Origin of the sequence: Streptomyces sp. LHD-70 (assembly GCF_031157275.1) — a bacterium.
Taxonomy (GTDB): Bacteria; Actinomycetota; Actinomycetes; order Streptomycetales; family Streptomycetaceae; genus Streptomyces.
This window is the reverse complement of the sequence record NZ_JAVIFW010000014.1, coordinates 21,429-34,480: the sequence shown is the minus strand read 5'-3', so window position 1 is coordinate 34,480 and position 13,052 is coordinate 21,429. Positions and strand designations below refer to the sequence as shown.

The 13,052-nt window shown below is 71.1% G+C and carries 12 protein-coding genes; 7 read left to right on the top strand and 5 right to left on the bottom strand.

Translation table 11 applies throughout. The annotated features are described in order from the left end of the window. Positions 1–135: 135 nt before the first annotated feature. Together RCO28_RS25720 and RCO28_RS25715 are read left to right on the top strand one after the other, a co-directional pair. Positions 136–810 (top strand): FadR/GntR family transcriptional regulator, encoded by a 675-nt coding sequence (locus tag RCO28_RS25720; protein ID WP_308943653.1) that lies wholly within the window; start codon positions 136–138, stop codon positions 808–810. An 80-nt stretch (positions 811–890) separates the two neighbouring features. Continuing rightward, positions 891–2,168, top strand: a complete 1,278-nt coding sequence (locus RCO28_RS25715) for an MFS transporter (RefSeq protein ID WP_308943652.1) — start codon at positions 891–893, stop codon at positions 2,166–2,168. A 103-nt stretch (positions 2,169–2,271) separates the two neighbouring features. Here RCO28_RS25715 and RCO28_RS25710 read toward each other — a convergent pair whose 3' ends face one another. From RCO28_RS25710 to RCO28_RS25695, 4 genes are read right to left on the bottom strand one after another with little or no spacing between them, the layout of a single operon-like run. Further along, positions 2,272–2,991 carry an ABC transporter permease subunit gene (locus tag RCO28_RS25710; protein WP_308943651.1) on the bottom strand — a complete coding sequence of 240 codons (720 nt, stop codon included), beginning with the start codon at positions 2,989–2,991 and terminating at the stop codon, positions 2,272–2,274. A gap of 14 nt (positions 2,992–3,005) precedes the next feature. Then, the gene (locus RCO28_RS25705; protein ID WP_308943650.1) at positions 3,006–3,917 is read right to left on the bottom strand and encodes an ABC transporter ATP-binding protein; all 912 of its coding nucleotides are present in this window, start codon (positions 3,915–3,917) and stop codon (positions 3,006–3,008) included. A gap of 49 nt (positions 3,918–3,966) precedes the next feature. After that, positions 3,967–4,872: an ABC transporter permease gene (locus RCO28_RS25700; RefSeq protein ID WP_308943649.1), complete on the bottom strand. Its 906-nt coding sequence runs from the start codon at positions 4,870–4,872 to the stop codon at positions 3,967–3,969. Continuing rightward, positions 4,859–5,881, bottom strand: a complete 1,023-nt coding sequence (locus RCO28_RS25695) for an ABC transporter ATP-binding protein (protein ID WP_308943784.1) — start codon at positions 5,879–5,881, stop codon at positions 4,859–4,861. Before RCO28_RS25695 ends, RCO28_RS25700 begins: the two co-directional genes overlap by 14 nt. Positions 5,882–6,142: 261 nt before the next feature. On the opposite strand from RCO28_RS25695, the gene RCO28_RS25690 reads away from it, so the two are divergent. The 4 genes from RCO28_RS25690 to RCO28_RS25675 all read left to right on the top strand — a co-directional run bounded on the left by RCO28_RS25690 (position 6,143) and on the right by RCO28_RS25675 (position 10,838). Continuing rightward, positions 6,143–6,991 (top strand): M24 family metallopeptidase, encoded by an 849-nt coding sequence (locus tag RCO28_RS25690; protein WP_308943648.1) that lies wholly within the window; start codon positions 6,143–6,145, stop codon positions 6,989–6,991. Positions 6,992–7,128: 137 nt separating this feature from the next. After that, the gene (locus tag RCO28_RS25685) at positions 7,129–8,925 is read left to right on the top strand and encodes an SDR family oxidoreductase (RefSeq protein WP_308943783.1); all 1,797 of its coding nucleotides are present in this window, start codon (positions 7,129–7,131) and stop codon (positions 8,923–8,925) included. A 308-nt stretch (positions 8,926–9,233) separates the two neighbouring features. Then, a complete protein-coding gene (locus tag RCO28_RS25680; protein WP_308943647.1) occupies positions 9,234–10,172 on the top strand; it encodes a MerR family transcriptional regulator in 939 nt (312 codons plus the stop codon). A 123-nt stretch (positions 10,173–10,295) separates the two neighbouring features. After that, the gene (locus RCO28_RS25675; RefSeq protein ID WP_308943646.1) at positions 10,296–10,838 is read left to right on the top strand and encodes an RNA 2'-phosphotransferase; all 543 of its coding nucleotides are present in this window, start codon (positions 10,296–10,298) and stop codon (positions 10,836–10,838) included. Between the two features lie 127 nt (positions 10,839–10,965). Here RCO28_RS25675 and RCO28_RS25670 read toward each other — a convergent pair whose 3' ends face one another. Beyond that, positions 10,966–11,904 carry an LLM class flavin-dependent oxidoreductase gene (locus RCO28_RS25670; protein ID WP_308943645.1) on the bottom strand — a complete coding sequence of 313 codons (939 nt, stop codon included), beginning with the start codon at positions 11,902–11,904 and terminating at the stop codon, positions 10,966–10,968. A 209-nt stretch (positions 11,905–12,113) separates the two neighbouring features. Between RCO28_RS25670 and RCO28_RS25665 the strand changes: the two genes are divergently transcribed. Next, a complete protein-coding gene (locus RCO28_RS25665) occupies positions 12,114–13,031 on the top strand; it encodes an HAD-IIB family hydrolase (protein ID WP_308943644.1) in 918 nt (305 codons plus the stop codon). The last annotated feature ends 21 nt before the right edge of the window (positions 13,032–13,052 follow it).

Sequence of the window (13,052 nt, the reverse complement as noted above, 5' to 3'; positions counted from 1 at the left end):
CGCCCCGCCCCTTCCCGAAAGTCCTGCCGGACGGGCCTCCTCAATCGCCGGAGGGGCTCCATTTGATCCCCGCAAGCCCTCCACAGACCGAGTTGTAGGATGACTGGGCAACAGGGCAAACAGAGAGGTACGCGCATGGCGCTGCAGGCCGCAGGACGGCAGTCCCTCGTGGACACGGTCGTCGACCAGCTCCGCACGCAGCTGACCAGCGGCGCGTGGACCGTCGGCGACCGCATCCCGACCGAGCACACGCTCGCCGAACAGCTCGGCGTCGGCCGCAACACGGTCCGGGAGGCCGTCCGCGTCCTGGTGCACGCGGGGCTGCTGGAGTCGCGGCAGGGCAACGGCACGTTCGTACGCTCCGCCGCCGACCCCTCCGCCGTACTGCGCGGCATGCGGCACGCGGGCGCCCTGGAGGTCACCGAGGTCCGTGTCGCCCTGGAGGCGGAGGCCGCCCGGCTCGCCGCCGAGCGCCGCGACACCCACGACCTGCTGCGGCTGCGCGCCGCGCTCGCCACGCTGCACGAGGAGGGCGACCGGGACGCGGACGCCGACATGGCCTTCCACCTGGCGGTCGTCGAGGCCACCCACAACACCGCGTTCATCGAGGTCTACCGCTTCTTCTCGGTACGGGTGCACGAGGTGCTCGTGCACGCGCTCGGGGACCAGGACATGCCGCCCGTGGACATCGCCGTGCACGAAGCCCTCGTCGACGCCGTCGAGGCCGGGGACCCGGTCGCGGCCGACGCCGCCGTGCGCGCGCTCCTGAAGGTGCCCATCGACGCGCTCCGGCAGCTCGGCGTGCGCTGACTCGCGCCGCCCCTCTCCCCCCACACCCCCCACACACGTACGGGCCCGTACAGCCGTACGCCCGAGAAAGGTGCCCTCTTTTGTCACGCCCCGATACCGCGCCCGGCGACGCCGAACAGCTCCTCCTGGACGCCGAGGCCGACGTCCGCCCCTCGCCCCGAGGGCTCGCCGCGCGGCGGGAGTTGCTGGCGCACCCCGTGGTGCTGCTCATCGGGATCGTGCTCGCCTCGCTCAACATGCGGGCCGCGCTCGCGAGCGTCTCGCCGCTGGTGGGCGAGATCAGCGAGGCCTTCGGGCTCTCCTCGACGGCGACCAGCCTCGTGACCTCGGTGCCGGTGCTCTTCCTCGGCGTCGGCGCGCTCGTGGCTCCCTGGCTCGCCCGGCGCTTCGGCACCGAAGTGGTGCTGTTCTGCGCCCTGTTGCTGCTCGGCGTGGGGATTCTCGTACGGGTCGTGCCGACCGTGGGCGCGCTGTACGGCGGGGGTGTCCTGGTCGGCACCGCGATAGCCCTGCTCAACGTGTTGATGCCGGGCCTGATCAAGCGGGACTTCCCGGACCGCGCCGCGTCCATGACGTCCGTCTACACCGGCGCGATGATCGCCGGTGCCACGGTCGTGGCCGCCGCCTCCGTGCCGCTGGAGAAGGCCTTCGGCGACAGCTGGGAGGCCTCGCTCGCGTTCTGGTCGCTTCTCGCCGCGGTCGCCGCCGTCGCGTGGCTGCCGCAGGTCCTGATCGCGCGCGGCCGCACCGGGCACGAGGTGCGCGCGGCCCCCGCCGCGCGGCCCGCGCTCAGCGTGTGGCGCTCCCCGCTCGCCTGGCAGGTCACGCTTTTCATGGGCCTGCAGTCGCTCTGGTCGTACGTCCTGATCGCCTGGATGCCGACGATCTTCACGGACCACGGGATGAGCCGCGCCACGGCCGGCGTGATCTTCGCGTTCAACAACCTCATCCAGGTCGCGGGCGCGTTCGGCGTTCCGCTGCTCGCCGGCCGGATGCGCAGCCAGCGGCCGCTGGTCGCCCTGGTGACGGCGCTGGTCGCGGCCGGGTACGCCGGGCTGATGGTCGCGCCGGTGTCGGGTGCCTGGCTGTGGTCGGCTGTGCTGGGTGTCGGGCAGGGCGGTGCGGTGGGGCTCGCCCTGACGCTGATCGTGCTCCGCTCCGGCGACGCGACGACGGCGGCCCGGCTCTCCGGGATGGCGCAGACGGTGGGCTATCTCCTCGCCGCGGCGGGCCCGTTGGCGGCCGGTGCCGTGCACCAGGCGACGGGCGGCTGGACCGTGCCGATCTGCCTCGTTCTCGGGGTGTGCGCCGCGGCCCTGGCCGTCGGACTGCTCGCGGCTCGGGACCGTACGGTCTGACCCCTATGTAAGAACGGCCACCACGCGCGCGTGGTGGCCGTTCTCGTGCGTACCGAAAACACGTACTGCGGTGGCGGGCCGAAAACCCGCACTACAAAGGGAGTTACTCCTCCCCGGCCAGCGTGAGCGAGCGCAGCTTCTGGCCCGCGTACCAGGTCGCGAGGACCGTCACACCGGTCAGCAGGACGACGGCAAGCGGCAGTCCGACATCGGAGCTGACCAGGTCGCCGCGCGCGACGCGTTCCGCCACGGCGAGGGACCACTGCTGCACGCTCAGCGTCCGCGCGCCCTCGACCAGGGAGCCGAACAGCGCCTCCCAGACCAGGGCGTAGACCAGGCCGAACACCACGGCGTGCTTGCTGACCGTGCCGAGCAGCAGGAACAGCGCCGCGTACGCGATGGAGGCGACGAGGGCCGCGATGGTGTACGCGATCGCCACCTGCTGGCCGTTGCCGTTCAGGATCAGCCCCGCGATGAACGTGGGGATCGCCGAGAACGCCATGGTCACGGCGATGGCCACGATCAGCTTGGTGACGATGATCGTGGGGCGCTTGATCGGCTTGGAGAGCAGATAGACGACCGAGCCGTCGTCGATCTCCGGGCCGATGGCGCCGGTGCCCGCGATGACACCGATCAGCGGGACCATCGTGGCGAGCGCGAAGCCGCCGAGGACGTCCGCGGCGACCTGGTCGTCGACGCCGGTGAAACCACGTACCAGAGAGGCGATGACGATCAGCAGGACCGGCAGCGAGAACAGGATCAGTGCGCGGCGGCGGCCGAGCAGGGCCCGGTAGGTGAGCCGGGCGACGGTGGGGTCATACATGTCGGGGGCTCCCTTCAGGCCGCGACGAGGTACGAGAAGACCGACTCGAGGGACTCGTCCGAGGGCGAGACCGTCAGGAGGCGGATGCCGTGCTCCTTGGCGACCTTCGGCAGGAGCTGTGTGAACCGCCCGAAGTCGACGGCCTGGATCAGCAACGCGCCCTCCGCGCGGTCGACTTCGATGCCCGCCGTCGACGGGTCGGCGATCAGCGCGGCGGCAAGCGCCCGGTCGTCGTCGGAGCGCACCAGATAGCGGTGCGGGCGGTCCGTCATCAGGCGGCGGATACGCCGGAAGTCACCGCTCGCGGCGTGCCGGCCGGCGACGATCACTTCGATGTGCGAGGCGAGCTGCTCGACCTCCTCCAGGATGTGCGAGGAGAACAGCACGGTCCTGCCGTCCGCGCCCATGCGCCGCAGCAGGTCCATGAGGTGCATGCGCTGGCGCGGGTCCATGCCGTTGAAGGGCTCGTCAAGCAGCAGCACCGACGGATCGTGCACAAGAGCGGAGGCCATTTTCACGCGCTGGCGCATGCCCTTGGAGTACGTGGAGATCTTGCGGTCCTGCGCGTACTCCATCTCGACCGTGGCGAGGGCCCGCCCTGCCGCCTTGTCGCCGAGGCCGTGCAACTCGGCGTTGGCGACGACGAATTCCTTGCCCGTGAGGAAGTCGTACATCGCCTCGCGCTCGGGGACGATGCCGATCTCCTTGTAGATCTCCTCGTTGCGCCAGATCGGCCGGTCGTCGAGGGTGACGGTGCCCGTGGAGGGGGCGAGGAAGCCGCCCATCATGTTGATGAGGGTGGACTTTCCGGCACCGTTGGGGCCGAGCAGGCCGGTCACGCCGGGGCCGATGCTCATGGTGATGTCGTTGACCGCGACGACGTTCCCGAACCAGCGGGAGACGTGGTCGATGTGAAGGGTGCTCATGGGCGCAGCCCATTCTTTGGAAGGGTGGTGGTGGGCGACGGTGCGGGGGTCACAGCCCGACCTTTCGGTAGCGGCGCATCAGGCTTGCGTACGAGCCGGCGATCAGCGCGAGGACGACCAGAAGATAGATAGCGCCGGTACCTGTACCGGGACCGTGGCCGCCGGGGAACGCGGAGGTCGCCCCGAGGAACGCCGTCTGCACGCCGTCGATCAGCGTGATCGGCGAGAACAGCCCGAGCCACGGGACCGCGCCCGTCGAGCCCTGCACGTCGGCGATGGCCTGCACGGTGGAGACCGCCCCGTACGAGATGGTCAGTACGGCGATGACGGCGGCGACGCCGAAGCCGCGGCGCGGCGTCAGCGCGGCCATGACCAGGCCGAGTCCGGCGAAGAGCAGCGAGAGCAGTGCCACGGAGACCAACCCCTGTGCGAACCCGGCGGTCTGGTCCGCGAAGTCCATCTTGGCGAGCAGGGAGCCGAGGTAGAGCACGATCAGCGGTGACGCGGTGAGGATGAACAGGGCCGAGGCCATCGCCGCGTACTTCGCCGTCACGTAGTCGCCGCGCTCGATCGGGCGCGAGAAGTACAGCGGCACGGTCCTGAAGCGCAGGTCCCGGGAGACCGACTGCGGGGCCTGGGCCGCGAGGAACAGGCCGATGACGGCCTGGGTGGTGATCGCGTACCGCGTGTAGTCGAGCGGCAGGCTCGTCATTTTCGTCTGGACGGCGACGGCCACGACGATCGCCGCCGGCACGCACATCACGGCGAACAGGATCATCGGCAGCACCTTGGACTTGGCGCTGCGGCCGAGACCGTACGCGCCGCGCAGGGACTGCGAGTACAGGCTGCGGCGGGCGTAGGCGCGGCCGAGCCTGGGGCCGTCGTACGACCGGTATCCGATGTTGTGGATCCGGGTCTGCGCCCCGTCCGGGCGCCGGGTGTCAGCTGCCGTCACGGCTGCCGCCTCCTCGCTGTGCCGCAGGCTGCAACGGGGCCTGGGTGTCCACCTGTTGGGGTACGGGTTGCTGCTGGTCGTCGACGTGGAACACCTCGGCGATGTGGTGCCTGCGCTGTTCCATCCGGACCAGGCCGAGGCCGAGTTCGGCGACGGTGTCGCGCACGATGTCGTACGTCTCCTCACCGGTCGCCTCTACGAGGAGTACGTGTCCCGCGCCCGGCAGGCCCTCCTCCACGCGCGCGTGCAGCTTGATTCCGCGGTCCTCGAGCCGGCCGCGCAGGACCGCGGTGCCGTCGGGGTGCTCGTCCGTGTCGGTGACCTCGACGGCGAGCGTCGCCATGGTCTGGGTGAAGTCGCTGGTGGAGCTGGAGCGGAGCAGCTGCCCGCCGTCGATGACGACGACGTGGTCGCAGGTGCGCTCCAGCTCGCCGAGCAGGTGCGAGGTCACCAGGACGGAGATGCCGAAGTCGGTGTGGACGCGGCGGATCAGGCCGAGCATCTCGTCCCGGCCGACCGGGTCGAGGCCGTTGGTCGGCTCGTCCAGGAAGACCAACTGCGGGTCGTGGACGAGGGCTTGGGCCAGTTTGACCCGCTGCTTCATGCCGGTCGAGTAGCCGCCGATGGGCCGGTAGCGCTCTTCGTAGAGCCCTACGTGGCGCAGGGTGTCGGCAGTGCGCTCGCGGGCGGCGGTGGGCGGCAGGCCGGACATCCGGGCCATGTGCACCACGAACTCGGTGGCGGACACGTCGGGCGGCAGGCAGTCGTGCTCCGGCATGTATCCGACCCGCTCGCGGATGTCGCCGCCGTGGGTGGCGACGTCGAGGCCGAGCACCTGGGCGCGGCCCTCGGTGGCGGGGGAGAGTCCGAGCAGGATCTTGATCAGGGTGGACTTGCCGGCTCCGTTGGCCCCCACGAGCCCGGTCACACCCGGGCCGATGTCCACGGAGAGCCGGTCGAGCGCGGTCACCCGGGGGAACCGCTTGCTGAGGCTTTCGGTCGCGATCACAGTCACGCTTCGACGGTAGTGGCGCGCTTCACAGCGGGCGTCAGCCCAGACGACTGGATACGTGTCCGACTCCAGGCGTACGGACCCGTAGGGGCTATAGGGCTGAGGTACACCCGGAAGGCGTTGCACAGCGTTGTCCACAGGGTCTGTGCACACCTATTGACGTAGCCGTCAGTCATTGTCACATTCATCAGTGTCACGTTACGAACGCGTAGCGCAGCAAGGCGGGAACCGGCGGGACTTCACGGGACGGACGGTGGCATGACCTCAGCGGTGGACACGGAACTCGGCGCGGAACTGCGAGGGTTCAGGGAAGTGCAGTCCCTGGCCTACGCCTGCGCGGAAGCGGTCGCGGCGCAGCTCGTGCCGGGCGTGACCGAGCGCGAGGCGGCGCGGATGCAGCGGGAGTGGCTGCGCGAGCACGGGGTGCGTGACTGGTTCCACCTGCCCTTCGCCTGGTTCGGGGACCGCACGGCGTTCGCCGGCTTCAGGATCCCGCTGCAGTTCTTCCCGACCAGCCGGAGGCTGGAGCCGGGGATGCCCTTCATCCTCGACATGGCCCCGGTGTTCAACGGCTTCACGGCGGACATCGGGTACTCGGGCAGCCTCGGCCCGAACCCGGTGCAGGACCGGCTGATGGCGGATCTGGAGGAGCACCGCGAGCTGATCCTGCGCGAGGTCCGCGAGCGCCGTTCGCTGCGCGAGATCTACGAGGACGTGGAGCGCCTCATGAACCGCCAGGGGTACGCGAACCGCCACCGCGCCTATCCCTTCGGCGTGATCGCGCACAAGGTCGACCGGGTGCAGCAGCGCCGCTTCTCGCCGAATGTCTTCGGCTTCGGCACGCAGTCCCTGAAGGGCCTGGCGAGCGACGCGCTGCACGGCCACCGGGACGGCTGGTCCCCGCTGTGGAGTCCGTACAAGTTCTCCGACCACCCGCCGCAGCCCGGCCTGTGGGCGGTCGAGCCGCACCTCGGGTTCCGGGGGACGGGCGCGAAGTTCGAGGAGATCCTGGTGGTCACGGACTCCAAGGACCCGCAGGAGAGCGCGTTCTGGCTGGACGACGACCTTCCGCACGTACGGCGCTGGGCGGAGGCGAGGTCACTGTGAGCAGGCGGGACGAGCCGGAGCCTCACGAGGACCGGCTGGGCAAGGGCGGGCAGCACATGGGCACGGATCACGGCATGAGCACGGATCACGGCATGAGCACGGATCACAGTGAGCGGGACCGAGAGGGCGAACTCGTAATGAACGGTGGGCTGTTGAAGGACGCGCGCGAGCGCTGGGTCCGTACGGGAGGGGTGGAGCTCTGCGTGGCCGAGCTCGGCGACGCCACACAGCCGACGGTCCTGCTTGTCCACGGATACCCGGACTCCAAGGAAGTGTGGTCCGAGGTGGCGACGCGCCTCGCGGACCGCTTCCACGTGGTCCTGTACGACGTCCGGGGCCACGGCCGGTCGACGGCCCCGGTGCCGCTGCGCGGCGGCTTCACCCTGGAGAAGCTGACGGACGACTTCCTGGCGGTGGCCGACGCGGTCAGCCCGGACCGCCCGGTGCATGTCGTCGGGCACGACTGGGGCTCGGTGCAGTCCTGGGAGTTCGTGACGGTCAAGCGCACGGAGGGGCGGATCGCCTCCTTCACCTCGATGTCGGGCCCGTCCCTCGACCACTTCGGCCACTGGATCAAGAAGCGCATGGCCCGCCCGACCCCGCGCCGGGTCGGCCAGCTCCTCGGCCAGGGCGCCAAGTCCTGGTACGTGTACATGCTGCACACCCCCGTCCTTCCCGAGCTCGCCTGGCGCGGTCCGCTCGGCGCCCGCTGGCCGAAGATCCTGCAGCGCATGGAGAACGTCCCGCAGGACGGGTACCCGACGTCGTCGCTGCCCTCGGACGCGGCCCACGGCGCCTGGCTCTACCGCGACAACGTCCGCGCCCGCCTCAGCAGGCCGCGCGCGGACGCGTACGCCCACGCGCCCGTGCAGCTGATCACGCCGCAGGGCGACATGTTCCTCTCCCCGCGCCTCTACGACGAACTGGAGCTGTGGGCCCCGCAGTTGACCCGTCGTACGCTGCCCGCGAAGCACTGGGTGCCGCGTACCCGGCCGGACCAACTGGCCGCCTGGATCACGGACTTCGTGACCACCACCGAGGACCTCGGGGAGCGGGGCGCGCAGGGCGCCGCCGTCGCGCCCCGCGGTGCGGCTGCCTCCGGCCGGTACGCGGACCGGTTCGCCGGCCAGCTCGTCCTGGTCACCGGCGCGGCCAGCGGCATCGGCCGCGCCACCGCCTTCGCCTTCGCGGAGGCCGGGGCCCGCGTCGTCGCCGTGGACCGGGACGCGGAGGGCGCGGCGCGCACGGCCGAGCTTGCGGGCCTGATCGGCGCCCCGGCGGCCTGGGGCGAGACCGTCGACGTCTCGGACGAGCAGGCCATGGAGAAGCTCGCCGAGAAGGTCGCCAGGGAGTACGGCGTGGTGGACGTCCTGGTGAACAACGCCGGGATAGGCCTCTCCGGCTCGTTCTTCGACACGACGGCGGACGACTGGAAGAAGGTTCTCGACGTCAATCTGTGGGGCGTGATCCACGGCTGCCGGATCTTCGGCAAGCAGATGGCCGACCGCGGCCAGGGCGGCCACATCGTCAACACCGCGTCGGCCGCGGCCTTCCAGCCGTCCAGGGCCCTGCCCGCGTACAGCACGTCGAAGGCCGCGGTGCTGATGCTCAGCGAGTGCCTGCGCGCCGAGCTGGCCGGTCGAGGGATCGGGGTCTCGGCGATCTGCCCCGGCCTGGTCAACACCAACATCACGGCCACGGCGCGGTTCGCGGGCGTCGACGCGGAGGAGGAGAAGCGCCGCCAGAAGCGCAGCTCGCGGCTGTACGGCCTGCGGAACTACCCGCCGGAGAAGGTCGCGGGCGCGGTGCTCGACGCGGTGGTCAGAAATCAGGCGGTCGTCCCGGTGACCCCGGAGGCACGCGGCGCCCACGCCCTGTCGCGCTTCGCGCCGAAGGCCCTGCGGGCGATAGCCCGGTTGCAGCCGCCGGTGTAGTCCGGGTTGTGGTCGGCCGGTGTGGCCCGGTTGCGGCCGTCGGTGTGGTCCGGTGGCGGTCGACCGGTGTGGTCCGGTGGCGGTCGACCGGTGTGGTCCGGTGGCGGTCGACCGGTGTGGTCCGGTGGCGGTCGACCGGTGTGGTCCGGTGGCAACCGTCGGCGTGGTCCGGTTGCAACCCTCGGTGTGGTCCGGTGGCGGTCGGCCGGTGTAATGGGCGCCGAGGAGAGCGGCGGACGCACGCAAAGCTGAGTAGCCGAGAAACCGAGAAACCGAGAAGCCGAGCAGACAGGGGAGGTGGCCGGGACTTGCGGCCTGCAGTCGAGTACCGGATCGAGGACCTGGCGCACCACAGCGGAGCCACCGTGCGCACGATCCGCGCGTATCAGGACCGTGGCCTGCTGCCCCGCCCGGAGCGGCGCGGCCGGGCCAATGTGTACACGGACGCGCACCTGGCCCGGCTGCGCCAGATCGCCGACCTCCTGGAGCGGGGCTTCACCCTGGCCTCGATAAAGGAACTCCTGGAGGCCTGGGACGCGGGCCGTGGGCTCGGCGGCGTCCTGGGCCTCGTGGCGGAGGTCGACGGCCCGTGGACGGACGAGAAGGTCGGCCGCATCACGCGCGCCGAGCTCGACGAACGCTTCGGCGGCGCGCCCGACGACGCGGCGGTGGAGGACGCCGTGGAGCTCGGCGTACTGGAGCGAATCCCGGGCAGGGCCGACGAGTTCCTGGTCCCGAGCCCTCAAGAGCTCGCTGTGGCCGCGGAGTTGCACGCGGCGGGCGTCCCGCTGATCGCAATCTCCGGTCACCTGAGGGAGTTGCGCATCCACGTCGAGTACATCGCGTCCAGATTCCTCGACTTCACGACCGAGCATGTCTTCGCGCGCTACATCGGCGGGCACCTGCCGCCGACGGACGACGAGGCGGAGGAAGCAGCCGATCTCGTGCGGCGGCTGCGGCCGCTCGCGCAGCAGACGGTGGACGCCGAACTGGCCCGCGCCATGCGGATGTTCGCCACCCGCCACCTGAGAGAGCACCTCGGAGGGACGCCTCCGCCCACCTCCCTCTCCGAGGAGTCGCCGGTCGCCCTGCCCGCCACGACAATTCAGGCCGTGCAACAGCTGGTTGGCACGGAGAACGTCGCCGCGTTCGTGTCAGCTGCGGCCGAACGGGAGATCCACACACGCAAGTTGGATGAATTGACCGCAACCCCACCTTATGCGGCGGGACTTGACGAACTGGCCTAGCGACAAGGTTTGTTGTCCACAGAAACGCCAACTCGCTTGTGGATAACCCGGGTTGGCTGTGGATCATGCATTCCGACGGTAAAGAGTTGGAGAACTTATCCGGGCCCGGGGCACCCTTGCCACATGAATGACCGACGCCTCGTGAAGGTCTCGAAGTACCTCTCCAGACACCTCCGCCACGAGCCGGAGCGGATCGGGCTGACGCTCGACGCGGCCGGCTGGACGGAGATCGGCGCGCTCCTCGAAGCCGCCGCCGCACACGGCTTCCCGATCGGCCGCGACGAGCTGGACGAGGTCGTCGCCACCAACGACAAGCAGCGGTTCGCGATCGACGGCGAGCGGATCCGCGCCAACCAGGGCCACTCGGTGGACGTGGACCTGGCCCTGCCCACGGCGACGCCGCCCGCGTACCTCTTCCACGGCACCGTCGCCGCGCACCTGGCGGCGATCCGGCGCGAGGGCCTGCGGCCCATGAACCGGCACGACGTCCACCTCTCGCCCGACCGCGAGACCGCGACCCGCGTCGGCGCCCGCCGCGGCCGGCCGATCGTTCTCAGCGTGGACGCGGGGGCGATGCACGCGGACGGCCACACCTTCCGCCGCAGCGCCAACGGCGTCTGGCTCACCCAGGCGGTGCCGCCGCGCTATCTGCGGCTGCGGGCCTGAACCACGGCAGGTCGGCGCGGGCGGGAGTTTGCCGGGTGCAGTCCGGATGCCGACGGCTCAGAGCTGACGGCAGCCGACGGCTCGGAGCTGACCGACGGTTTTCCGGTGCAGTCCGGCAGCCCGCCGCTCAGAGCTGACCCGGCGCCTCCATGGCGATCCGCTCGAAGAGCTGCTCGTCCGCCGCGAAGTCCGAGTCCGGGATCGGCCAGTGCACGACGATCTCCGTGAAGCCGAGCTCCGCATGCCGCCCCGCGAAGTCCACGAACGCGTCGAACGAGTCGATCGGCCGCCGACCGCGCCGGTGCACCGGGTGGAAGTCCGGCGTGAACCCGGTGAGCAGGACCTTGTCGAGCTCCGCCACGTCCCGGCCCGAGTCCGCGCACGCCTTGGAGAGCCCGTCGAGCTGACCGCGCAGGGCCGCGTACGACTCCTCGGGGGTGCCCTCCTCGTACAGCTTCGGGTTGCCCGTCGTCACCCAGGCCTGGCCGTGGCGGGCGGCGAGGCGCAGTCCGCGCGGGCCGGTCGCGGCGACGGCGAACGGGAGCCGCCCCCGCTGCACACAGCCCGGCAGGTTGCGGGCCTCGGTCGCGGCGTAGAAGTCACCGGCGAACGTCACGTCGGCGGGCTCGCGAAGGAGGCGGTCCAGGAGCGTGACGAACTCGCCGAAGCGGTCGGCGCGCTCCCGCGGGGTCCACGGCTCGGCGTCCGGGGTGCGCAGGGTGGTGGCGTCGAACCCGGTGCCGCCTGCACCGATGCCGAGGGTGATCCGGCCCTGGGAGACGTCGTCGAGGGTGATCAACTCCTTGGCGAGGGTCACCGGGTGGCGGAAGTTCGGCGAGGTCACGAGGGTGCCGAGGCGCAGCCGCGAGGTGGCGGCCGCGGCGGCGGTCAGCGTGGGCACGGCGCCGAACCACGGCCCGTCGCGGAAGCTCCGCCAGGCGAGGTGGTCGTACGTGTACGCCGCGTGCAGCCCCAGCTCCTCGGCCCGCTGCCAGCGCGCTCTGCCGCCGTCGTGCCAGCGGTGGATGGGCAGGATCACGGTGCTCAGACGCAGCGGAGAGGTCATGCGGCCAGCGTACGGTCCGGTCCGCGGCGTTTCTTCCGGAGGAACCCGCACCGCACCCGCACCCACACCCGGCATCCGGCATCCGGCACCCGGCATCCGGCATCCGGCATCCGGCACCGTGATGGAGCCTCCGCCTCCGGAGCCATCAGCCTCTGCGTTTGCGCTGCCCCGTACTCAGATGTGCACCCAGCCGCCCGGCCGTGCGGCATATGCGGAAGAATGCGGGAGTGACCTCGACGCGACCGGACGACCTCGGCCCTGACCCCGCCCCTGCCTCCGCCTCCGCCCCCGCTCAGCGCACCCGGCTGATCGCCACGGACCTGGACGGCACTCTGCTCCGCGACGACAAGTCGGTGTCGGCGCGGACCGTCGCCGCGCTCGGGGCCGCCGAGGAAGCCGGGATCGAGGTCTTCTTCGTCACCGGCCGCCCGGCCCGCTGGATGGACGTCGTCAGCGACCACGTACACGGCCACGGCCTCGCGATCTGCGGAAACGGCGCCGCCGTCGTCGACCTGCACGGCGGCGCGGGCACGCACAGCTTCGTCAAGATCCGCGCCATCGAGCGGACCAACGCCCTCGAGGTCGTCGCCCTGCTGCGCGCTGCCGCGCCCGGCACCTCGTTCGCCGTGGAGCGCACGGGCGGCATCGGCCACGAACTGGCCTACCCGCCGCTGCACCTCGACCCGGCGGTCACCATCGCCCCCGTCGAGAAGCTGCTCGCCGAGGACTCCGGCCAGGCCGACCAGCCGGTCCTGAAGATCCTCGCCCACCACGGCGAGCTGTCCCCCGACGCGTTCCTCGCCCTGGCCCGTACGGCCGTCGGCGACACCGCCAACGTCACCCGCTCCAGCCCCACCGCGCTCCTGGAGATCAGCGCGGCCGGCGTCTCCAAGGCCAGCACCCTCGCCCTGTGCTGCGCCGAGCGCGGCATCGCCCCGCACGAGGTCGTGGCCTTCGGTGACATGCCGAACGACGTCGAGATGCTGTCCTGGGCGGGTACGTCGTACGCGATGGGGAACGCCCACCCGGACGTCATCGCCGCCGCATCCGGCCGTACCGTCGCCAACAACGAGGACGGCGTAGCGGTGGTCATCGAGCGGATCCTCGCGCAGCGCACCGGCGCCTGAACGTTTCAGCAACCGCCGTGA